Below are 21,191 nucleotides of genomic sequence, written 5' to 3'. Positions count from 1 at the left end.
CGCCCCGCGTCCCCCCCCCCCCGGGCCCCCCGCGCCCCGCCCCCGGGGGGGGGGGCGCCCGCCCGCCGCCCGGGGGGTCCGCGCGGGCCGGGCCCCCCCGACGGCGGTCAGCTCTGCCAGACCCGGACGTACTCCACCTGGAGGTCGGCCGGCACCACGGTCGGCCCGCCGACCGCCGGCTGTACCGCATTGTCGATCATCAGCCACTGCGGCTCCGACGTCACGCCTTCGGCGATCGTCGCGGCCAGCACGCCGTCGCGGTAGTAGTCCACCCGGCCGGGCCGCCACTCGGCACCGAAGGTGTGCCAGCCGGTGAAGTCGTCGTCCGTGCAGCGGCCGGTGGAGGCGACGTCCGAGGTGAAGTGCGAGCAGAGCTTCCCTCGCAGGCCCTCGGCCACGTCGTTCTCGCCCCCCTTGGGCCACTGGGCGCCGACCGACCAGAAGGCCGGCCAGTTGGCGATCACACCGGGCGAGGCCGCGGGCAGGTGGAGCCGGGCCTCCATCGCGCCGAAGGTGTACGAGAACCTGCCCTTGCTGTTGACCATGCCGGAGACGTAGGGCAGCGTCCGGCCCCCGCAGCTCTCCTCCCGCTCGACCGCGGTGATGTGCAGCGCGCCGTCGCGCACGGACACCTGGCCGGCGTCGTAGCAGTCGAGCTCGTCGTCGTTGACGGGCTCGGTGATCCGTCCCGGGCGGGCCGGGTCGGGATTGCCGGTGGACCACTTGGCGGTGTCCAGGGCGGTGCCGTCGAACTCGTCGTCGAACACCAGGTGCCACTGGCCCGCGATGCCGGCCGGCAGGGCGTTCTCCACCCCCCGGACGGGCCCGGTCGAGGAGTGGGCGGTGACCTCGTGGCCGGTGCAGCCCGCGGCGGCCGCGAGCAGCAGCGCGCCCCCCAGGCGGCCCAACCGCGCCGGCCCGCGGCACCGGCGTGAGGTGCGGTGTCCGCGACGGTGCTGCATGTGGCCTCCCGACGCTCGTCCCCCCAGGGTTCCATCCGGGCCTGCCGGTCGCATCCCGCCGGCCGTGCGGCCCGGCCGGGGTCCGCCTCACTCCTGCGGCGGCGGGCCGCCCGCCGGATGGCCGAGGGAGGCCGTCAGGCGGCGGTACGCCCGCCAGCCCTTGGTGCGCAGCCGTTCCGGGTACGGGGCGGTGGGCGCGCCGCGCCGCCGCGTCCAGGCCTCGAAGACCTCGGTGGGGGTGTCTGCGCACACCATCAGCCGGGAGATCCGTAGCGGGTCGTCGGTGTCCGAGCTGATCGCGTTGCCGACCGCGCAGGCCGACGTCCAGCCCGCCCTGCGCACCTGGCGGCGCACGGCCGCGCTGGAGTAGCCGTGTGGGTAGGCGAAGGAGACGACCCGGTGGCCGAGCGCGTCCTCCAGCACCGTCCGGCACCGCATGACCTCTTCGTAGGCCCGGCTGCTCGCCAGCGTGTCCAGCTGCGGATGGGTCACGGTGTGCCCTCCGATCTCGACGCCGAGCGTGTCCAGGGTGGTGAGCTGGCGCCAGTTGAGCATCTCGGTGGGCGGAAGCAGGCTGCGGCCGGGCGGCCCGCCGGGGACGGAGACGGCACCGGTGGTCACGAACAGGGTGGCCGGCAGGTCCCGTTCGCCGAGCTGGGGGGCCACCGTCCAGTAGAAGTCGGCGTAGCCGTCGTCGAAGGTCAGCACCGCGCAGTCCTCCGGCAGCGGCGCCCCGCCGTGCAGCGCGGTCACCAGCCGGTGCAACGGGACGACGGTGAGGCCGCTGTCCGCGATCCGGTCGAGTTGCTCGGTGAACGTCCGGGGCGGGACGGTGTAGGGGGCGAGCCACCCGGGTGGGGTGTCGGACACCGAGTGGTAGAGGAAGACGGGTACCGGGGTCATCGCGCGCCTGCCCTCCGCCGCAGCGCGGCGTGCGCCTGGCCGACGCCGTAGCCGAGCACGGTGGAACCGACGCCCGCGACCAGCGCGAGGGCCTCGGTCAGCACACCGCCCGGCGACAGTGCCCGCACCAGAGCGCTGGGCACGGTCGAGCGCAGGTAGCCGCGTTCGCTGGCCAGTGCCCGCCGCCGTCCGGCGTGGCGGGCCACCGTGGCCTTGGACAGGCCCTCCGCGTAACAGCGGGACCGGAAGTAGGACCAGGTCGCCCGGCCGCCGGGCACGTGGTGCCTGACCGCCGCAGCGGGTTCGTAGTACAGCAGCGCCCCCGGTCGGCGGTCGGCCAGCCGTAGGCACAGCTCGGTCTCCTCGCAGCCGAGCGGGCGGGTGCCCACCCGCCCGAGGTCGGTGCGGAAGCCGCCGGCGGCGAGTATCTCCGACCGCCGGAAGGACATGTTGGCGCCGATGAAGTTGCGCACCGGCGCGGGTCGTTCGGGCAGACCTCGGTAGGAGCAGCCGACCACCCAGTAGAACTCGGGCGGGAACCACCGCGGGCGGCCGGTCTCCCAGGCCGGGCGGACCAGCCCGCCCACGCCGAGCACCCGGGGGTCGCGGTACCCGGCCAGCAGCCGCTCGGTCCAGTCCGGGTCGGCCACCGCGTCGTCGTCAAGGAACGCGACCACGTCACCGTGGGCGGTGTCCGTGCCGGTGTTGCGGGCACCGGAGAGGCCCTGCCGCTCCCGGTTCTCGACGATGCGCACGCCGGTCAGCTCCGCGGCGGCGCGGGCCACCAGCTCGGGGCAGTGGTCGACGACCAGCACGATCTCGTCCGCGGGTCGCCGCTGGGCGAGGACCGATCCGATCGCGGCCCGCAGGTCGTCCCACCGGTCGAGGGTGTAGGTACAGACGATCACGGTCAGGCTGGGCTCGGTCGCGGTCCTCATCGCGGGCCCCCGGTGGCGTCGGTGCGCGGCAGCCAGCGCCGCAGCAGGAGGAGGAGCGGCACGGCGATCGCGCACTGGCCCAGCAGCCAGGCCCAGCCGACGCCGCTGACACCGAGTACCGGGATCAGGACGGCCGCCAGGACCAGCACCAGGACGCACAGGGTGCCCTGGAGCGCCACCACCCAGCCCATCCGCCGCCGGGCGCGGGCCACGTCGACGGCCACGTCCACGACCAGGTTGGGCAGGGCGGACAGGATCAGCAGCCGCAACACGGTGGTGCCGTGGTCGGCGTACTGGGCGCCGAAGAGGGACAGCAGCCAGGGCGCCACGAACACCGCCACGAAGACGGCTCCGGTGAGCAGCACGCCCGCGTGGCGCAGCACCCGGCGGCCCTGCTCGGCCACCCGCCAGGGCGCACGGGCGGCCTCCACCAGCAGCGAGCTGCCCATGTTGAGGGCCACCAGGTAGAAGGTGTAGGAGACGGACCAGGCCAGCGCGAAGTAGGCGTTCTGCTCGGCGCCGAGCTGGGAGAGCACCAGCAGCGGCACCACGCTGTACGCGGTCAGCCGGCAGAGCGAGCCGACGTAGTCCGCGACCGCGTAGCGCGCGAAGCTCCGCTGCGGCGTGCCGACCGGCTCGGCCCGCTGGTGGGCGGGCACGGCGTGCCAGAAGAGGTAGAAGTTGGTGATCACCAGGGAGATGATCAGCGCCCCGCTCCAGGAGAGCAGGATGCCGGTCTCCAGCGCCAGGAACGCGCAGCCGACCAGCAGCCCCGCCTTGGCCGCCGCGAAGAGCGCGTTCTCGATCAGCACCCACTTGGGGTGGCGCAGCCCGGTGAGCGCTCCGTCCTGGAGGACGAAGAGCGAGTAGCCGGCGGTGGCGGCGACGAACGCCGCCGCCACCACGGGGCTGCGCAGGAAGGCGAGGGAGGGTGCGATGAGCGGAATCAGGGCCAGGAAGGCCACCGCGGCCAGGGTGCTGGCCGCGATGCTCGCGACGTAGGAGCGCAGCACCAGCCGACGGGTACGCCCGGCGGCGGTCGGCAGGAAGCGCATCAGGGCGTCGCCGAGGTTGAGCTGGCCGATCCCGGACAGCAGGCTGGCGGCGGCGAGCGCGGCGGCGCTGCGGCCGACCGTGTCGGCGCTGTACCAGGCGGTGGCACCGATCCAGAAGGCCATCCCCAGGACGGCCGTGACCAGCGAACTGAGGGTCAGTACGTGTCCGTTGCGCAGGAGCGGCTCGCTGACCCGGGTGGCCCGGAGCCGGGCGCGCACCAGAGTGCGGTAGGAGCACTCGCAGGGCAGCTCCGTCGGGCAGCCGCAGCCGATCGTCCGGATGGTCGGGTCCGTTTCGGACGTGCTCACGGCCATGGCGTCATCACCTCGTCCGGGGGGTCGTCCGGCTGCGGAAGAGACTGTGGAGGTAGCCGATCGGGCCGTAGAGCAGCCCCTGGAACTCCAGCCGCGAGAGCCGCGACGAGCGGGAGCCGAGGCCGGCCGACGTCCGGCGCCCGCGGGCCCGGGAGGCGGCGTAGGCGATGCCGCGAGGCGTTCTGCGCAGCAGCTCGGGCAGCATCCGCGGTTCCCGGACGGCGGCCGCCACGAGGTAGGCGCCGAGGCCCGCGCCGTAGCCGTAGGCCTGGTTGAGCAACGCCTCCTCGGTCTGCCGGTGCCGGTGCCAGACGATGGCTTCCGGCTGGTAGACCAGCGTGTGGCCGTTGGCGATCACCTGGAAGAAGGCCAGCAGGTCGTGACCGCCGTACGCCGGGCTGCCCGTCCCGATGAGCGGGTCGAAGCCGCCGAAGGCGCGCAGGACGTCGGTACGGAACGCCATGTTCGCGCCGGAGCCGAACTTGCCCGCGGTGAACGGGAAGAGACGATCGGCGGGCGGCCTCCGCAGCGACCAGGACCTGGTCGCGAAGCCCTTGTCGAAGCTGCCGTGCTCGTGGAGAGCGGCCTGGGCCGGGGTCTCCAGCTCCGCGGGCAGGATGAGGCCGGTGACACAGCCGACCCGGTCGTCCGACCGGAAGACCTCGACGAGCGTGGAGATCCAGCGCGGGTCGACGAGGGTGTCGTCGTCGGCGATGGCGATCACCTCGCCGCGGGCGGCGGCGAGCGCCCGGTTGTGCGCCCGGGCCACGCCCGCCACCGGCTCACGCAGGTAGCGGACGCGGCCGGCGTACCCGTCCCGGATCAGTCGTTCGGCGGCGTCACTCGACGGGGCGCTGTCCACGACGATGACCTCGACGTGCGGATAGCCGTTCCGCAGGACGGAGTCGAGGCACTGCCGCAGCATGTCCTCCCGGTTGTGGGTGGCGACGACCACGCTGACCGTGATCGGGCCCGCGGGCACCCGGGCGCGGCCGACCCGACCGGGCCGCGCCGCGGGTGTCGCGGTGGACAGGGCGGGAACGGGGAGTTCCCGGTGGGCGGCGTCGACCAGCGCCCGGCGCAGCGCGGCGCTGTCGCCCGCTGTTCCGGTGGCCGTGACCAAGCCGAGCGGGTGTCCGTGCAGCCGCACCAACGCCAACACGCGGCCAACCGGGTCGACGGCGCCGAGACCACCGGGCGAGTGCAGCCCGCTCGGATCGTCCAGGTCAAGGTCGACGACACGGACGGGGGTGTAGAGCGAGTCGCGGGCGGCAGAGCGCGGGCAGGCAGCTGCGGTGCGCCGGTCGGAGCCATTCATCGTCGCTCCTCCGCGGAGGCGGCCGCCGAGGACCGGGCGCCGGGACGCTCGGTGATCAGGGTCCTCAGCACCCGGCGGCCGTCGGAGACGGCGTGCAGGTGGGATCGACCACTGCGGCGGGGGAGTTCCAGGCTCGGCACCTCGGCGATCCGCAGTCCGGAGCGCAGCGCGTGCGCGATCATCTCGGCCTCGATCTCGAAGCCGGAGGAGCGCAGGTCGAGCGCGTCCAGGAAGGAGCGGCGGAAGGCGCAGTAGCCGTAGCACAGGTCGGTGAGTCGTGCGTCGTACAGGCGGTTGACCACGGCGAGCAGGGCGCGGTTGCCGAACGAGCGGACCTTGGTGAGGTCCAGCGAGCCGCCGCCGGCGATGCACCGGGAACCCTTGACGAAGTCGAAGCCGTGGTCGAGGAAGTGGAGGAAGTGCGGGATCTCGCCGGGCCACATGGAGCCGTCGGCGTCCATCATGACGATGTACTCGCCGCTCGCCGCGGCGAAGCCGGTGCGCAGGGCGTTGCCCTTGCCGGGCCCGCTCTGCTGGACGCTGCGGACGGTCGGCAGGCAGTGCCGGGCCATCGGGACGGTGGCGTCGTCGGAGGAGCCGTCGACCAGGATGACCTCGTCGACGCAGCGAGGGATCTGCTCGAACACCCAGGGGATGTTGCGGGCCTCGTTCTGGGCCGGGACGACCAGGGTGACGCTGTGGCTACTGGCGACGCCGTCCCCGGCGCGGCGCATCGGCCGCCGGGCGGCGACCCGGTCCTCGGCGCGGCGCTGCGGCCGTCTGGCCGCGGCCCGGTCCTCGGCGCGGCGCTGCGGCCGGCCGTCGTGGTCCGCGGACGGAACGACGTGGGGGGGCAGGGTGGTGCTCATCGAGGGCGGCCTCTCGGAAGGAGGCGGCGGGCGGCGCCGGAGCACGGCGCGGCCCCTGGTGTGACGGGGCGGGCCCGGTCGCGCGACACTGGCGCGCGGGGGGCAGGGCCCCGGGAAGGAAACCCCGGAGGGGCTGCCGAAACGGTGGAGAGCGGCTGGGGTGGCCCGGGTGAGGGGTGCGCCGCCGGCTCTCGGGCGCCGAAGCGCCGGTCTGTCGAACTGGCCGAATGTGCTTCCCGTACCGGAGTACGGAGTGTGCCAGGGCCTCATCGTGCCCAGGTGACCGGCGCCACGTCAAGTGGTTTGTCCGGATTTTTCCATCTTTGATCGGCTGGGTCTTCGTCACCGGGCCCGGCCGGCGGCCGCCGCACGGCCTCCCCGGGGCCACCACCGGGCACCGTCCGCCCGCCACCGCGAACCCGCCACCGGACCCGCCCCCGGGGGCCACCCCGATCCGCCTCGGATCAGCCACCGATCAGCCGCCGACCGGCCGGCCCTCCGGCTCCTCGGCGATCCGGCGGGCGATCTCGGCCGGCCGCACCGGCCGCCCGAAGTGCCAGCCCTGCGCCCAGTCGCAGCCGATGCCGCGCAGCCGCTCGGCGTCCCGGCGGGTCTCCACGCCCTCGGCCGTGACGGTCAGGCCCAGCGCGTGCGCCATCGACACCAGCCCGCTGACGATCCGCCAGCCGGTGGCCGCGTCCTTGGTCGGATCGTGCAGGTCGCCGACGAAGGAACCGGCGATCTTCAGCCCGGAGACCGGCAGGTCACGTAGATAGGCGAGGTTGGACCAGCCGGTGCCGAAGTCGTCCACGGCGAGCGAGACGCCCTGGTCGACCAGCCCGTGCAGGGTGCGCAGCGCCTCGTCCTCCGGACCGACCACGGTGGACTCGGTGATCTCCAGCTGGAGCCGGGCCGGGTCCAGGCCGGTGGAGTCGAGGATCCGGCCGAGGTCGGTCACCAGGGCGGCGCTGCGGGCCTGACGGACCGCCAGGTTTACGTTCAGCTGCGGCGCGTCGTCGCCGAACCGCTTGATCCAGTCGGCCGCCTGGCCGCAGGCCTGCTCCAGCACCCAGCGGCCCAGCGGCATGATCAGGCCCGTCTCCTCGGCGGTGGTGACGAACTCGTCCGGGCCCAGCACGCCGAGCTGCGGGTGACGCCAGCGCACCAGCGCCTCGACGGCGGCGAGCCGGCCGTCGGCCAGCGCGTACAGCGGCTGGTAGTCGATGAAGAACTCGCCGCGGTCGAGGGCGGCCGGCATCCGGACCGAGACCGCGTACCGGCTGACCGCGCGGGCGTTCTCCTTGGGGTCGAAGAGCGTCCAGCGGCCGCGGCCGGCCTCCTTCGCCCGGTACAGCGTCAGGTCGGCGGCGCGGACGGCGGCCCCCGGCGTGGTGGTCGAGACACGCCGTTCCAGCACGCCCACGCTGGCGCCGACGGCGAGCTTGTGATCCCCGATCAGGACGGGCCCGGCGAGCGCCTTCAGCACCGTCTTGGCGGCGGCGACGGCCTCCTGCTCGCCCCGGCAGTTCTCCAGCAGCACGACGAACTCGTCGCCGCCGAGGCGGGCGACGAGGTGGCCGAGCGGGGTCAGGGCGGCCTTCAGCCGGGTGGCGACGGCGGCCAGCAGCTGGTCGCCGGTGTCGTGGCCGAGGCTGTCGTTGACCACCTTGAAGCCGTCGAGGTCGACGTAGCAGAGGCCGAACCGGGCGCCCGGATCCGGCTCCTCGAAGAGCTTCTCCAACCGCTCGAAGAAGGCGGCCCGGTTGGGCAGCCCGGTCAGCGGGTCGTGGGTGGCCTGGTGGCGCAGCCGCTCCTGGAGCCGGTAGCGGTCGGTGATGTCCTCCAGCATCGCCACCTGGTACTGCGGGTGGCCGTCGTCGTCGCGGATCAGCGAGACCGTGAGGTGGGTCCAGACCACCTCACCGTCCTGCCGGTAGTACGGCTTGTCGACCTGGAAGTAGTCCCGCTTGCCGCTGATCAGCTCCTCGTACGCCTCCCAGACGCCGGGGGTGTCCTCGGGGTGGACGAGGTCGCCGACCCGGCGGCCCCGCATGTCCTCCGGGGCGGTCCCGAACAGCTCCTGGAGCGCCTTGTTGACGGCGAGGATGTTGCCCTCGGTGTCGCCGATGCCGATGCCGATCGCCGCACTCTCGAACAGTGCGCGGAACCGGGCCTCGGAGGCGCGCAGCGCCCGCTCGGCCTCCCGGCGGGCGGTGTCGGCGGCGGTGCGGATGGCCTCCTGCTCGCGCAGGGTCCGCTCGCGCAGGGCGGCCGCCCAGCCGGCCGCGAAGGCGCCGCAGAGCGCGGGCCCGCGGTCGTCGGTGGCGGGCTGTTCGTGGAGCAGCTCGACGGCCCGGGCCAGCACCACCGGGTCGGTGAAGTGCGCGTCGACGAGTTCGGCGCCGGCCTGGGTGGCCAGCAGCGGCTCGAACGGCTCGCCCAGCTGGGCGCGGTGGAGCAGCGCGGCGGTCCGGGAGACCAGTCTGCCGAGCTGGCCGGGGTGGACCGCCGTACCGTGGTCGCCGGAGAGCAGCCGCGCCCAGTCCTCGTGGAACCGTTCGGCGGTGCCCGGTACCGGCGCTTCGTTCACGGGCGGAACCCCACGCCCGCCATCCCGGTCATCCGCTCGGGATGGCGGCCGACCGCCTCGGGCTGGTCGGGGCGCCACTGCGGCAGGTAGACCACGCCGGGTTCGACCAGCTCGAAGCCGGCGAACATCGCGGTGATCTGCTCGCGGGTGCGCATGGTCAGCGGGGTGGGCGTCATCCGGTAGAGCTTCTGGTGGTCCTCGGCCTGGTCGGGGCGGCCCTCCAGGGAGGCGTGCGAGAGGATCAGCGCGCTGCCCGGCGGGAGCGCCTCGCGCAGCACCGCGAGCAGCTTCCACGGGTCCTCGGAGTCGCTGACGAAGTGCATGACGGCGACCAGCAGCACGGCCACCGGCTCGCCGGCCGCGAGCAGCGCCGTCACCTCGGGGCGGCCGAGCAGGTCGTCGATGTCGCGGACGTCGGCCTGGACGACGGAGCAGTCCTCGTCGTCCGCCAGCAGCAGCCGGCTGTGCGCGACGGCGACCGGGTCGCGGTCGACGTAGACCACCTCGGCCTCGGGGCGGATCGCCCGGGCGATCTCGTGCACGGTGCCGAAGGTCGGGATGCCGGAGCCGATGTCCAGGAAGCGGGTGATGCCCTGCTCGGCGGCGAACTGCACCGCGCGGCGCAGGAAGGCCCGGTTGGAGCGCATGATCTGGGGCAGCTCCGGCCAGAGCGCGATGGCCTGGCGGGCCATCTCGCGGTCCACCTCGAAGTTGTGCGAACCGCCGAGGTAGTAGTCGTAGACCCGCGCGGCGTTCGGTTTGTCCAGGTCCGTGCCCTCCGGTACCCAGTTCGGTCGCCGCATCCTCGGGACTCCTTCGCTCCGGTTCCGGTAAACCAGCAGCCTTCTGGGACAGCTGGTTCTGATGAGACTACAAGCACAAAAGATCCTCCTCTGCACGCCGAACGCGTGCAAGCGGAATCGCCCGGTCCTGCCGACCGCGCACCACGGCCGGAGAATGGATCCGATGGCCGGACGCATCGAGGACTACGCCCTGATCGGCGACCTGCAGACCGCCGCCCTGGTCGGGCGCGACGGGTCGGTCGACTGGCTCTGCCTGCCCCGGTTCGACTCACCCAGCTGCTTCGCCGGCCTGCTGGGCGACCGGCAGCACGGCGCCTGGCGGCTCGCCCCCGCCGGCGCCGCGCAGTGCTCCACTCGCCGCTACCTGGGCGACAGCCTGGTCCTGGAGAGCGAGTGGCACACCGCCGGGGGCATCGTGCGGGTGACCGACTTCATGCCCCAGCGCGGCCGCGGCGGGCAGCGCTCCCCGCAGCTGATCCGGATCGTCGAAGGCGTCGAGGGCAGCGTCCCGGTCCGCGGCGAGCTGCGGCTACGGTTCAACTACGGCCGGATCGAGCCGTGGGTCCGCCGCACCGGCCGGCACCGGGTCGCCGTCGCCGGGCCCGACTCCGCCTGGCTGAGGATCCCGCCGGGGGTCCACACCTACGGGTCGGACGGCGTCACCGTCTCCGACTTCACCGTCACGGCCGGCACACGCGTCCCCTTCGTCCTCACCTGGCAGCCCTCCCACCTGCCCACCTCCCCGCGCACCGACCCCGAGGAGGCCCTGCTCGCCACCCTGCGCGACTGGCGGCTCTGGGCGGCCGGCTGCCGCTACCGCGGCGAGTGGCGGGAGGCCGTGCTGCGCTCGCTGCTCACCCTCAAGGCGCTCGCCTACGCGCCCACCGGCGGGATCGTCGCCGCGCCCACCGCCTCGCTGCCCGAACGGATCGGCGGCACCCGCAACTGGGACTACCGCTTCTGCTGGCTGCGCGACTCCTCGATGACCCTCTCCGCGCTGCTCCGCGGCGGCTTCCGCGAGGAGGCCGCGGCCTGGCGCCGCTGGCTGCTGCGCGCCATCGCCGGCGACCCGGGCGACCTGCAGACCGTCTACGGCGTCGCCGGTGAGCGCGTCCTCGGCGAGACCTCCGCCGACTGGCTGCCCGGCTACGAGGGCTCCCGGCCGGTCCGGTTCGGCAACGCCGCCGTCGACCAGCTCCAACTCGACGTCTACGGCGAGGTGGTGGACACCCTGCACCTGGCGCTGCTGGCCGGCCTGCCGATGGAGCGCCACGTCTGGACCCTGCTGCGGGCCCTGATGGAGTATCTGGAGGAGCACTGGCGCGATCCCGACGAGGGCCTCTGGGAGGTGCGCGGCGAGCGGCGCCACTTCGTCCACTCCAAGGTGATGTCCTGGGTCGCCGCCGACCGCGCGGTGCGCCTGGCCGAGGCCACCGGACTGCCCGCGCCGGTCGCCCGCTGGCGGGCGATGCGGGACGCCGTGCACGCCGACGTCTGCGCGAACGGGTACGACCGACGGCGCGGCGTCTTCGTCCAGCACTACGGCGGGCAGGGGCTGGACGCCGCCACGCTGTTCGTCGTCAAGAGCGGCTTCCTGCCGCCGGACGACCCGCGCGTGGTCCGCACCGTGGACGCCGTCCGGGACGGCCTGGACCACGGCGGCCTCGTCCTGCGCTACCGGGCGCACCGGCGCACCGACGGCCTGCCCGGAGGCGAGGGCGCCTTCCTGGCCTGTTCGTTCTGGCTCGCCGACGCGCTCGTCGCCACCGGCCGGCGGGCCGAGGCCCGCGAGCTGTTCGCCCGGGTGGTCGGACTCGCCAACGACCTCGGCCTGCTCTCCGAACAGTGGGACCCGCGCGCCCGCCGCCAACTCGGCAACACCCCGCAGGCGTTCACCCACGTCGCCCTGGTCAACACCGCCTTCGCCCTGACCGAGGCGCCGTAGTCCCGGGCTCGGGGGCGCCGGGGCCAGCGCCGCGGCGGGGCGAAGGTCGCCTGCCGCGGCACTAGAGTGCGGCCGTGGACCTCAACCACTACCGGTTCCGTGGCGGGTGGCGGCTGGCCGCGCCGCCGGCGGCCGTGTACGCCGCGCTCCAGGACGTCCCCGGCTACCCGCTCTGGTGGCCCGAGATCCGCTCGGTGCGGCAGTTCGACCCGGACACCGGCGAGGTGGTGGTGCGGGCGCTGCTGCCGTACCGGCTGGTGATCGCACTGGCCGCGGTGCGGCGCGACCCGGCGGCCGGCGTGCTGGAGGTCGCGATGCGGGGCGATCTGGTCGGCTGGTCCCGCTGGACGGTCGAGGCGGACGGCGCCGGCACCCGCGTCCGGTTCGAGGAGGACGCCCGCCCCGGCCGGGCCCTGCTCCGGCGCCTCGCCCTGCCCCTGCACCCGGTGTTCCGCGCCAACCACGCGGTGATGATGTACCGCGGCCGCCGGGGCCTGGCCGCCCACCTGGCCGCCCACCTGGCCGCCTGCACGACCGGGCCGTGACCGGCGGCGGCGACTCCCCGAACGAACCGGCAGGACCCCGCGGTCCGGCCCCGCACGACCGCCCCCGGTGAACCCACCGGATCGGACCGCCCGTTGAACGGGGCAGGGCGCACCCGGCGCCCCGTGACCCCCGGGAGTCCCCATGCGCACGATGAAGCGCACCGCTCAGAACGCAGGTCTGGCCCTCGCCGGCGGCCTGGCCCTCACCGCCTGCCTCGCCACCCTGACCGGCGGCACCGCCGCGCAGGCGTCGCAGACGTCGGTGCCGCGCGCCGGGGCGACCGCCACCAGCCATCCGACGCTCGCACCCGCGTTCACCCTGTGCTCGCGCGGCAGCTACGCGTCCTACGCGGTGTTCCCCAAGCGCGACAACCTGAGGACGGCGACCGCCGGGCCGGGCACCTGCGTCAGCCAGTCCCTCAAGGGCCAGACGCACGAGCAGGTCGTGCTGTACGGCATCCACCCCGACGGCAGCTCGTTCAAGATCGCCAGCGACTCCTTCGACACCGCCGAGGGCGAGCGCGTCAACACGCTCAACACGCCCGACGACAACGACTGGGAGACCTTCTAACCGGTCCGCGCGGGCCGGTCCGCCCGGCCGAACAGCCAGCCGCGCAGCAGGCGCGTCACCACCGGGAGGGCCGCGTACGTCATCAGCGCGCTGATCAGCGGCGCGGTGACCAGGGCCCGGACCGCCACCGGCAGGCCCGCCAGGTGTGGGGTGAGCAGCAGGTTCGCGGTGACGGTGAGCGGCGCGATCGCCACCGTGGAGGCGACCGCCATCTTCCAGCGCACCGGCGGGCGGCGCTTCGCCGCCGACCGGGTGGTGGCGAACCAGCCCTCCATGCCGAGGATCTCGCGCCGGTGAACCTCGTGGTGGTGCCCGTCCGCCGCGGCGAAGCAGGCCGCCCGGGCCGGCGAGTCCTGCCAGGAGCGGAACGCCGCGCCGTCGCGGAAGTGCAGCAGCAGGTGCCAGGGGTCGTCCGGCCCGGCCGGGCGCAGCAGTCCGGTCCCGAGGTTGCCCCGGTGCCCGGCGGCCGCGGCGAGGATCCCCTTCGCCCAGCGCTCGAACGCCTCCTCGTAGCCGGGCTCGACCCGCCGGGCCACGAACAGCGTGACCTCGTCGTCCGGCCCGCCCCCGGCCTCCGGGCCCGGCCGCGCCGCCGTGTCCGTCCGTTCGCGCAGTCCCATGAGTGCCGCCCTTCCCGGTGTCCCCGTGTGTGCCGTGCGTCCCGTGTGTGCCGTGCGTCCCCGGTCGCGGCCGTCCCGCAGCGTATGACCCCGCCGGGGGCCCGCGCCCGCGACGACCGCTCCTCGGGACGCGGTCGGGGGCGCCGGGCCGGCGGTGCCCGCGCCCTGGTGACCGGCCGGGCCCGGGCGGTTAGCGTGACCCGGGACCGACCCCACCGCCGCCCGGGAGGCCCGCCATGACGACCCCGTCGGACGATCCCGGCGCCGACCGGCCCCTCGGCCCTCCCCTCGCGCCTCGCCAGGACCGGCCCCAGGACGGACCCCGGGACCGGCCCCTCGACCGGCTCTTCGAGCAGCCCTTCGACCGGGCCGGCACCGGGAGCAGCAAGTGGGCCCGGACGTGCGGCGGCGCGGCCGGCGTGATCGCGATGGGGCTGGCGGACATGGACCTGCCCGGGCCGCCGGCCGTCGCGGCGGCGCTGCGCCGGCGGGCGGTGCACCCGGCCTACGGGTACACCGTGTGCGATCCGGCCGGACGGTCGCTGGTGGCCCGCTGGTACCGGGAGCGGCACCGGGAGGAGATCGACCCGGCGTGGGTGCTGCTGCTGCCGTTCGGGCCGCGCACCGCCGTCCGCCTCCTGCTGGAGGCGGTGCGCCCGGCCGGGCCGGTGCTGTTCCCGACGCCGGAGTGGGGCGGCTTCGCCCAGCTCTGCCGGGCCGCCGGACTGCCGTACCGGGAGCTGCCGCTGGCCCGGGACGACGCCGGCTACCGGCTGCCGCTCGACGCCTTCGCCGGGCAGCGGGCCGGGGCGGTGCTGCTGAGCAGCCCGCACAACCCGTCCGGCCGGGTCTGGACCGCGGCGGAGGTCCGCGCGCTGGCCGGGGTGGCGGCGGGGGCCGGCGGGGTGCTGATCTCGGACGAGGTGCACGGCGACCTCACCCACCCCGGCCACCGCCACCCGGTGGCCGTCGCGGTGGCCGGGCCGTACCGGGAGCGGACCGTCACGCTCAACTCGGTCGGCAAGACCTTCAACACCTCCGGCGTCCCCAGCTGCTTCGCACTCGTCCCGGACGCGGCGCTGCGCGAGCGGATCACCGGGGTGATGGCCGGGTACGGCCTGTGGGAGGGCGGGCTGCTGGAGCAGGTGGTGCAGGGCGCGGCGTTGCGCCACGGCGGCCCGTGGCTCGACGCGCTGCTGAACCACCTGGCCACCGCCCGGAACCGGTTGACCGGCCTGCTCGGCGCCGCCGTCCGCTCCGCGCCCGAGGCCTCCTACCTGCTCTGGCTGGACGCCGCCGCGCTCGGCCTGCCGCCCGCCGGCGCCCGGGCGGCGCTGCTGGAGCGGTGCGGTCTGGAAGCCTCCGACGGCGCCGATTTCGGCCCCGGCGGCGAGGGCGCGCTGCGGCTGAACTACGCGCTGCCGGAGCCGGTGCTGGCGCAGGTCCTGCACCGGCTGGAAGGGCTCCGAACGGGCCGTATCACCCCTTTGCACCGCCTCTGACCTGCGACGACATCTCTTCACAAGATGTTTGTGGAGCGCCCCGGCATGGTCCGTAGCAGACTGGGCAGGGTAGACCGGGCCGCAATCGTGATCCCGAGGATGGTGAGTCCGGTGATACCCGTTCGCCCGACCAGCCCGACCAGCCCGACCGCCCGGCGCAGCGCCGATCCGCCCCCCGGCGGGGTGACCCCGCTGACCGAATCGACGGCGCGTCGCCATATGGCCGGTGTCTGTTTCAAGATCGGACCGCCCCGACTGGTCGGTGTCGAGGTCGAGTGGTTCGTCCACGACGACCGATGTCCGACCCGCCCCGTCCTACCGGAGCGGCTGCACGCCGCACTGGAATCGCTGCCGCTGGGCGGCGCCGACGGGACGTGTCTCCCCTCCGGTGCCCGCCTCACCCTCGAACCCGGTGGACAGGTCGAGCTCAGCTCCCCGCCCGCCGACGGCCTCACCGCCTGCGTCGACGACACCCGGCGCGATCTCGCCACCCTGCGGGCCGCCTTCGCGGCCCAGGGTCTGCGGCTCACCGGAACCGGCACCGACCCGCTGGCCCGTCCTCGTGCGATGGTGCTGGACCACCCGCGCTATCTGGCGATGGAACGATTCTTCGACTCGGCCGGACCCTGGGGCCGGATCATGATGACCGGGACCGCCTCGGTACAGGTCTGCCTGGACGCGGGGACCGCCGACGGCCCGCACGCGCTGGACCGCCGCTGGCGCCTGGCCCACCGGCTGGGGCCCGTCCTGGTCGCCGCCTTCGCCAACTCCCCCCTGCTGGACGGCAAGCCGACCGGCCACCGGTCCACCCGGCAGATCGTCTGGTCCAGGATGGACCCCACCCGCACCCTCGCACCGGCCCCGGACCACGGCGATCCGCGCGAGGCCTGGACCAGGTACGTGCTGGACGCCGAGGTGCTCTGCATCCGCCGCCCCGACGGCCTGCCGTGGACGGCGCCGGCCGGGCTGACCTTCACCGACTGGCTGCGCGGCGGCGGCGAGCGCCCACCGACCCTGGCCGACCTGGACTACCACCGCACCACGCTCTTCCCGCCGGTCCGCCCGCGCGGCCACCTGGAGCTGCGGATGATCGACGCCCAGCCCGGCGACGGCTGGATCGTCCCCGCGGCCCTGGTGACCGCGCTGCTGGACGACCCGACGGCCGCCGACACCGCGCTGGCCGCGCTGGAGCCGCTGGAGTGCGCCGACGGCCCGCGCCCGCCGCGCAGCGACGCCTGGCGCCGGGCCGCCACCCTGGCGGTGGCCGACCCCGCGCTGCGCCGCGCCACCCTCGCCTGCTTCGCCGCCGCCGACGCCGCGCTGGGCCGCCTGCCCGGCGCCGAGCGGCTGCGCACCGCCGTCGCCGAGTTCGCCGAGCGCTACCCGGCGCGCGGCCGCTGCCCGGCCGACGACCAGCTGGACGCCCTGCGGTCCGGCACCCGACGCACTCCCCCGGAGGAGGCCGCACCATGATCGACGACGCCCGCCCGACCGGCTCCCGCACTCCCGGGGCGACCGGTCCCGGGGCCCCGTCCACGGCCTCCGGGGCCCCCGCCCCCACGTCGGCTCCGCTCGCGTCGGCCGCCCTCAGCGCGCCGGCGGACCTGCCGCCGGCGGTCCTGCGCGAGGCGATCGCCGCCGAACTGCTGGCCGCCCGCACCCGCACCGCCGCGCTGACCGACTGCGTCGAGGACCACGACCTCACCGCCCAGCACTCCCCGCTGATGTCCCCGCTGGTCTGGGACCTCGCCCACATCGGCAACCAGGAGGAACTCTGGCTGCTGCGCAACATCGGCGGCCGGGAGCCGATGCGCCCGGAGATCGACCCGCTCTACGACGCCTTCGAGCACCCGCGCGCCGAACGCCCGCGCCTGCCGCTGCTGCCGCCCGCCGAGGCCCGCGCCTACGCGCACGACGTCCGCGGCCGGGTCCTCGACCTGCTGGAGGCCAGCCCGCTGGAAGGCACTCCGCTGCTGGACGCCGGCTTCGCCTTCGGCATGATCGCCCAGCACGAGCAGCAGCACGACGAGACCATGCTGGTCACCCACCAGTTGCGCCGCGGCGAGCCCGCGCTGGCCGCTCCCCCGCCACCGCCCGCACCGGCGGACGCGGCCGCGCTGCCCGCCGACGTGCTCATCCCGGCCGGCCCGTTCACCATGGGGACGGACACCGAGCCCTGGGCACTGGACAACGAGCGCCCGGCGCACCGGATCGACCTGCCGGCCTTCCGGCTCGACACCACCCCCGTCACCAACGGCGCGTATCTGCGGTTCATCGCCGACGGCGGCTACGACGACCCGCGCTGGTGGACGGCGGAGGGCTGGGAGCACCGGCAGCGGGCCGAGCTGACCGCCCCGCTGTTCTGGCACCGCGAGGGCGGCCAGTGGCTGCGTCGCCGGTTCGCCGCGGTGGAGCCGGTGCCCGAGGACGAGCCGGTGCTGCACGTCAGCTGGTACGAGGCGGACGCCTACGCCCGGTGGGCCGGGCGGCGGCTGCCGACCGAGGCGGAGTGGGAGAAGGCCGCCCGGCACGACCCGGCCACCGACCGCTCCCGCCGCTACCCCTGGGGCGACGGGCCGCCCGCGCCGGAGCACGCCAACCTCGGCCAGCGCCACCTGCGCCCGGCCCCGGCGGGCAGCTACCCGGCCGGCGAGTCGCCGTACGGCGTACGGCAGTTGATGGGCGACGTCTGGGAGTGGACGGCCAGCGACTTCGACCCCTACCCCGGCTTCCGGGCCTGGCCGTACAAGGAGTACTCGGAGGTCTTCCTCGGCCCCGAGTACAAGGTGCTGCGCGGCGGCTGCTTCGCCGTGGCGCCGGTGGCCTGCCGGGGCACGTTCCGCAACTGGGACTACCCGATCCGGCGGCAGATCTTCGCCGGGTTCCGCACCGCGGCCGACGTGGCGGTCGACTGATGTGCCGCCATCTCGCCTACCTCGGCGAACCGGTGGCGCCCCGGGAGCTGCTGGTCGAGCCGCCGTTCGGGCTCCACCGGCAGTCCTGGGCCCCCCGGATCCAGCAGTACGGCACGGTCAACGTCGACGGCTTCGGCCTCGGCTGGTACGCGGACGGCGACGAGACGCCGGCCCGCTACCGGCGGGCCGGCCCGATCTGGGCGGACGCCTCGTTCGCCGACCTCGCCCGGGTGATCCGCACCCGGGCGCTGCTGGCGGCCGTCCGCTCGGCGACCGAGGGCTGTGCGGCGGGCGAGCACGCGGCCGCGCCGTTCACCGCCGGCCGCTGGCTGTTCAGCCACAACGGCGCGGTGGCCGGCTGGCCGGACAAGCTGGACGCGCTGGCCGGTCGGCTGACACCGGCCGAGCTGCTGGAGCTGCCGGCCCGGACCGACTCGGCGCTGCTCTGGGGTCTGGCCCTGCGTCGGCTGCGCGCGGGCGCCGGCCTCGGCGAGGCGCTGGCCGGCACCGTCGCGGACGTGGCCGCGCACACCACCGGCCGGCTCAATCTGCTGCTGACCGACGGCCACGCGATCGCCGCCACCGCCTGGGGCGACACCCTGCACCACCGGAGCCTGCCGGGCGCGGGCGTGCTGGTGGCCTCCGAGCCCTACGACGACCACCCGGACTGGACCGTCGTCCCGGACCGCTCGCTGCTGCTGGCCGGGCCGGACGGCGTCGCCGTCCGCCCGCTCTGAACCTCCGCCACTCCTCTCCCCTTCACTTTTTGAACAGAGGATCCATCTGTCATGAGCACCTTTGATCTCACCCGGCTGCTGCCCGCCGACCACTTCAGCACCGCCCTGCACCACGACGTGCGGCAGGGGCTGACCGCCGATCCCAAGTGGCTGCCGCCGAAGTGGTTCTACGACGCCCGGGGCAGCGAGCTGTTCGAGGAGATCACCAGGCTGCCGGAGTACTACCCGACCCGCGCCGAGCGGGCCATCCTCACCGCCCGGGCCGGCGAGATCGCCGCCGCCACCCGGGCCCGCACCCTGGTGGAGCTGGGCTCCGGCTCCTCGGAGAAGACCAGGCTGCTGCTGGACGCACTGCGCGACCTCGGCACGCTGGACAGCTACGTCCCGGTGGACGTCAGCGAGAGCGCGCTGACCGGCGCGGGCGAGTCGCTCGCCCGGGAGTACCCGGGGCTGTCCGTGCACGCGGTGCTCGCCGACTTCACCGCCCGGCTGGGCCTGCCGCCGCAGGGCGGACCGCGCCTGGTCGCCTTCCTCGGCGGCACTCTCGGGAACCTGCTCCCCGCCGAGCGGGCGGCCTTCCTGAGCGGCCTGCGCGCCGCGCTCGACCCCGGTGACTTCCTGCTGCTCGGCACCGACCTGGTCAAGGATCCGCGGGTGCTGGTGGCCGCCTACGACGACGCGGCCGGGGTGACGGCGGAGTTCAACCGCAACGTGCTCAACGTGCTGAACCGGGAGCTGTCCGCCGACTTCGACCCGACCGCGTTCGAGCACGTGGCGCTCTGGGACCCGGAGCGGGAGTGGATCGAGATGCGGCTGCGCTCGCTGCAGGAGCAGACCGTGAAGATCCCGGCGCTGGGCCTGCCGGTCCACTTCGAGAAGGGCGAGGAGCTGCGCACCGAGGTGTCGGCCAAGTTCCGCCGGGAGCGGGTGGCCGGGGAGCTGGCCGCGGCCGGCCTGCGGCTGAGCCACTGGTGGACGGACCAGGAGGGCCGGTTCGGGCTCTCCCTGGCCTCTCCGGTCGATGAGGTTTGATAGTTCACTTTACTAATAAGCAACGGGACTTGTCGGGCATCCCACGTACAACACTTGAACATTGACGCGTTACGATCGCGCTACCAAGCTCAGCGTTGAGTACCAGGAGTCAAGATCGTGAGCGTCACCCAGCAGCCCTCGGAGCCCGTGGCGGCGGAGGCCCGATCCTCCGACCGCCTCGGCTTCGTCGTCTTCATCACCGCCGCCGCGGCCCTCGGCGGGTTCCTGTTCGGCTACGACAGTTCCGTGATCAACGGCGCCGTCTCCGGCATCCAGGAGAAGTTCGGCGTCGGCGACGGCGTCACCGGCCTGATCGTCTCGTCCGCGCTGCTGGGCTCCGCGGTCGGTGCCGCGCTGGCCGGCCGGTTCGCCGACCGGTACGGCCGGATCAAGGTGATGAAGGCGGGCGCCCTGCTCTTCGCGGTGAGCGCGGTCGGCTCGATGCTGCCGTTCGCCGCCTGGGACCTCGCCTGCTGGCGCGTACTGGGCGGAGCGGCGATCGGCATCGCCTCGGTGATCGCCCCGACCTACATCGCCGAGGTCGCACCGACCCGCTACCGGGGCCGGCTGGCCTCCTTCCAGCAGGCCGCGATCGTCCTCGGCATCGCGATCTCGCAGCTGGTCAACTGGGTCCTGGCGGACGCCGCCGGCGGCGACACCCGCGGCCGGCTGCTCGGTCTGGAGGCCTGGCAGTGGATGCTCGGCATCTGCGTCGTGCCGGCCGCCGTCTACTTCGTGCTCTCCTCGATGATCCCCGAGTCCCCGCGCTACCTGATCTCGGCCGGCCGCCTGGACGAGGCCCGGGCCGTGCTCGGCGAGGTCGAGGGCGGGAACTCCGACACCGACGCCCGGATCGCCGAGATCCAGGGCCTGATCGCCTCCGACCACCGGCCGCGTTTCGGCGACCTGCTCGGCGGCCGGTTCGGCCTGCTGCCGATCGTCTGGGTCGGCATCGGCCTCTCGGTCTTCCAGCAGCTGGTCGGCATCAACGTGATCTTCTACTACTCGTCGATCCTGTGGCAGTCCGTCGGCATCGACCAGAGCAACTCGCTGCTGATCAGCTTCATCGGCTCGGTCATCAACATCCTCGGCACCGTGGTCGCGATCCTGCTGGTGGACCGGATCGGCCGCAAGCCGCTCGCCCTGATCGGCTCGGTCGGCATGGCCGTCGCCCTGGCCGCCTGCGGCTGGGCGTTCTCCTCGGCCACCGGCAGCGGCGACGACGTCTCCCTGCCGGACCTCCAGGGCACCGTCGCGCTGATCTCCGCCAACGCCTTCGTGCTCTTCTTCGCGATGTCCTGGGGCGTGGTGGTCTGGGTGATGCTCGGCGAGATGTTCCCCAACCGGATCCGCGCCGCCGCCCTCTCCGTCGCCGCCTCGGCCCAGTGGATCGCCAACTGGGCGATCACGGTGTCGTTCCCCTCGCTCTCGCGCTGGAACCTCTCCGCGACCTACCTGGTCTACGCGGCCTTCGCGGCGCTGTCGGTGGTCTTCGTCGCGAAGTACATGAAGGAGACCAAGGGCGTCCGCCTGGAGGACATGGGCTGATCCGACAGTCGGACCTTCGGCCT

18 protein-coding genes are annotated in these 21,191 nt (G+C 74.4%); 9 read left to right on the top strand and 9 right to left on the bottom strand.

The genetic code is table 11. The features are described 5' to 3' along the window. Nucleotides 1-107: 107 nt before the first annotated feature. From AB0J08_RS11725 to AB0J08_RS11690, 8 genes are all read right to left on the bottom strand, one after another. Entirely contained in the window at nucleotides 108-962 is an 855-nt protein-coding gene (locus tag AB0J08_RS11725) for a glycoside hydrolase family 16 protein (RefSeq protein WP_360630839.1), read from the bottom strand. A gap of 87 nt (nucleotides 963-1,049) precedes the next feature. Next, complete coding sequence (locus AB0J08_RS11720) at nucleotides 1,050-1,865, bottom strand: polysaccharide deacetylase family protein (protein ID WP_360630836.1); 816 nt, start codon at nucleotides 1,863-1,865, stop codon at nucleotides 1,050-1,052. Continuing rightward, complete coding sequence (locus AB0J08_RS11715) at nucleotides 1,862-2,803, bottom strand: glycosyltransferase family 2 protein (RefSeq protein ID WP_360630833.1); 942 nt, start codon at nucleotides 2,801-2,803, stop codon at nucleotides 1,862-1,864. The genes AB0J08_RS11720 and AB0J08_RS11715 overlap by 4 nt, the downstream gene beginning before the upstream one ends. Further along, on the bottom strand, nucleotides 2,800-4,167 hold the full coding sequence (locus AB0J08_RS11710) for a hypothetical protein (protein WP_360630830.1): 1,368 nt from the start codon (nucleotides 4,165-4,167) through the stop codon (nucleotides 2,800-2,802). The genes AB0J08_RS11715 and AB0J08_RS11710 overlap by 4 nt, the downstream gene beginning before the upstream one ends. A 13-nt stretch (nucleotides 4,168-4,180) precedes the next feature. Beyond that, nucleotides 4,181-5,491: a glycosyltransferase family 2 protein gene (locus AB0J08_RS11705; RefSeq protein WP_360630827.1), complete on the bottom strand. Its 1,311-nt coding sequence runs from the start codon at nucleotides 5,489-5,491 to the stop codon at nucleotides 4,181-4,183. Beyond that, nucleotides 5,488-6,360, bottom strand: coding sequence for a glycosyltransferase family 2 protein (locus AB0J08_RS11700; RefSeq protein WP_360630824.1), 873 nt, complete (start codon nucleotides 6,358-6,360; stop codon nucleotides 5,488-5,490). Before AB0J08_RS11700 ends, AB0J08_RS11705 begins: the two co-directional genes overlap by 4 nt. Nucleotides 6,361-6,835: 475 nt before the next feature. Further along, nucleotides 6,836-8,950, bottom strand: coding sequence for an EAL domain-containing protein (locus tag AB0J08_RS11695; protein ID WP_360630821.1), 2,115 nt, complete (start codon nucleotides 8,948-8,950; stop codon nucleotides 6,836-6,838). Beyond that, nucleotides 8,947-9,753 carry an SAM-dependent methyltransferase gene (locus AB0J08_RS11690; protein ID WP_360630818.1) on the bottom strand — a complete coding sequence of 269 codons (807 nt, stop codon included), beginning with the start codon at nucleotides 9,751-9,753 and terminating at the stop codon, nucleotides 8,947-8,949. Before AB0J08_RS11690 ends, AB0J08_RS11695 begins: the two co-directional genes overlap by 4 nt. A 163-nt stretch (nucleotides 9,754-9,916) precedes the next feature. Between AB0J08_RS11690 and AB0J08_RS11685 the strand changes: the two genes are divergently transcribed. The 3 genes from AB0J08_RS11685 (at nucleotide 9,917) to AB0J08_RS11675 (ending at nucleotide 12,814) form a co-directional block, all read left to right on the top strand. After that, nucleotides 9,917-11,698, top strand: a complete 1,782-nt coding sequence (locus tag AB0J08_RS11685; protein ID WP_360630815.1) for a glycoside hydrolase family 15 protein — start codon at nucleotides 9,917-9,919, stop codon at nucleotides 11,696-11,698. 74 nt (nucleotides 11,699-11,772) lie between these two features. Next, nucleotides 11,773-12,243, top strand: coding sequence for an SRPBCC family protein (locus tag AB0J08_RS11680; RefSeq protein WP_360630812.1), 471 nt, complete (start codon nucleotides 11,773-11,775; stop codon nucleotides 12,241-12,243). 142 nt (nucleotides 12,244-12,385) lie between these two features. Further along, entirely contained in the window at nucleotides 12,386-12,814 is a 429-nt protein-coding gene (locus AB0J08_RS11675) for a hypothetical protein (protein WP_360630809.1), read from the top strand. Here AB0J08_RS11675 and AB0J08_RS11670 read toward each other — a convergent pair. Next, on the bottom strand, nucleotides 12,811-13,434 hold the full coding sequence (locus AB0J08_RS11670) for an antibiotic biosynthesis monooxygenase (RefSeq protein ID WP_360630806.1): 624 nt from the start codon (nucleotides 13,432-13,434) through the stop codon (nucleotides 12,811-12,813). The two genes, AB0J08_RS11675 and AB0J08_RS11670, sit on opposite strands and share 4 nt — an antisense overlap. Before the next feature lie 236 nt (nucleotides 13,435-13,670). Here AB0J08_RS11670 and AB0J08_RS11665 point away from each other — a divergent pair, with 236 nt between their 5' ends. The 6 genes from AB0J08_RS11665 to AB0J08_RS11640 all read left to right on the top strand — a co-directional run bounded on the left by AB0J08_RS11665 (nucleotide 13,671) and on the right by AB0J08_RS11640 (nucleotide 21,168). Next, complete coding sequence (locus AB0J08_RS11665; protein WP_360630803.1) at nucleotides 13,671-14,936, top strand: aminotransferase class I/II-fold pyridoxal phosphate-dependent enzyme; 1,266 nt, start codon at nucleotides 13,671-13,673, stop codon at nucleotides 14,934-14,936. A 111-nt stretch (nucleotides 14,937-15,047) separates the two neighbouring features. Further along, the gene (gene egtA / locus AB0J08_RS11660) at nucleotides 15,048-16,409 is read left to right on the top strand and encodes an ergothioneine biosynthesis glutamate--cysteine ligase EgtA (protein ID WP_360630801.1); all 1,362 of its coding nucleotides are present in this window, start codon (nucleotides 15,048-15,050) and stop codon (nucleotides 16,407-16,409) included. Further along, on the top strand, nucleotides 16,406-17,851 hold the full coding sequence (gene egtB, locus AB0J08_RS11655) for an ergothioneine biosynthesis protein EgtB (protein ID WP_360630798.1): 1,446 nt from the start codon (nucleotides 16,406-16,408) through the stop codon (nucleotides 17,849-17,851). Before egtA ends, egtB begins: the two co-directional genes overlap by 4 nt. Further along, nucleotides 17,851-18,588 (top strand): ergothioneine biosynthesis protein EgtC, encoded by a 738-nt coding sequence (egtC, locus tag AB0J08_RS11650; RefSeq protein WP_360630795.1) that lies wholly within the window; start codon nucleotides 17,851-17,853, stop codon nucleotides 18,586-18,588. Before egtB ends, egtC begins: the two co-directional genes overlap by 1 nt. Nucleotides 18,589-18,639: 51 nt before the next feature. Continuing rightward, a complete protein-coding gene (egtD, locus tag AB0J08_RS11645) occupies nucleotides 18,640-19,620 on the top strand; it encodes an L-histidine N(alpha)-methyltransferase (RefSeq protein WP_360630792.1) in 981 nt (326 codons plus the stop codon). Between the two features lie 117 nt (nucleotides 19,621-19,737). Beyond that, nucleotides 19,738-21,168, top strand: coding sequence for a sugar porter family MFS transporter (locus AB0J08_RS11640; RefSeq protein ID WP_360630789.1), 1,431 nt, complete (start codon nucleotides 19,738-19,740; stop codon nucleotides 21,166-21,168). Nucleotides 21,169-21,191: the final 23 nt, after the last annotated feature.

Origin of the sequence: Kitasatospora sp. NPDC050463, assembly GCF_040655255.1 — a bacterium.
In the GTDB taxonomy this organism is placed as follows: Bacteria; Actinomycetota; Actinomycetes; order Streptomycetales; family Streptomycetaceae; genus Kitasatospora.
Note: the sequence above shows the minus strand (reverse complement) of the source record. Positions and strands in the feature narration are given on the sequence as shown.

Bases quoted from the DNA above. Each gene is read 5' to 3' on its own strand.
- AB0J08_RS11725 (WP_360630839.1), bottom strand. From the start codon at position 962: ATGCAGCACCGTCGCGGACACCGCACCTCACGCCGGTGCCGCGGGCCG.
- AB0J08_RS11720 (WP_360630836.1), bottom strand. From the start codon at position 1,865: ATGACCCCGGTACCCGTCTTCCTCTACCACTCGGTGTCCGACACCCCA.
- AB0J08_RS11715 (WP_360630833.1), bottom strand. From the start codon at position 2,803: ATGAGGACCGCGACCGAGCCCAGCCTGACCGTGATCGTCTGTACCTAC.
- AB0J08_RS11705 (WP_360630827.1), bottom strand. From the start codon at position 5,491: ATGAATGGCTCCGACCGGCGCACCGCAGCTGCCTGCCCGCGCTCTGCC.
- AB0J08_RS11700 (WP_360630824.1), bottom strand. From the start codon at position 6,360: ATGAGCACCACCCTGCCCCCCCACGTCGTTCCGTCCGCGGACCACGAC.
- AB0J08_RS11690 (WP_360630818.1), bottom strand. From the start codon at position 9,753: ATGCGGCGACCGAACTGGGTACCGGAGGGCACGGACCTGGACAAACCG.
- AB0J08_RS11685 (WP_360630815.1), top strand. From the start codon at position 9,917: ATGGCCGGACGCATCGAGGACTACGCCCTGATCGGCGACCTGCAGACC.
- AB0J08_RS11675 (WP_360630809.1), top strand. From the start codon at position 12,386: ATGCGCACGATGAAGCGCACCGCTCAGAACGCAGGTCTGGCCCTCGCC.
- AB0J08_RS11670 (WP_360630806.1), bottom strand. From the start codon at position 13,434: ATGGGACTGCGCGAACGGACGGACACGGCGGCGCGGCCGGGCCCGGAG.
- AB0J08_RS11665 (WP_360630803.1), top strand. From the start codon at position 13,671: ATGACGACCCCGTCGGACGATCCCGGCGCCGACCGGCCCCTCGGCCCT.
- egtB (WP_360630798.1), top strand. From the start codon at position 16,406: ATGATCGACGACGCCCGCCCGACCGGCTCCCGCACTCCCGGGGCGACC.
- egtC (WP_360630795.1), top strand. From the start codon at position 17,851: ATGTGCCGCCATCTCGCCTACCTCGGCGAACCGGTGGCGCCCCGGGAG.
- egtD (WP_360630792.1), top strand. From the start codon at position 18,640: ATGAGCACCTTTGATCTCACCCGGCTGCTGCCCGCCGACCACTTCAGC.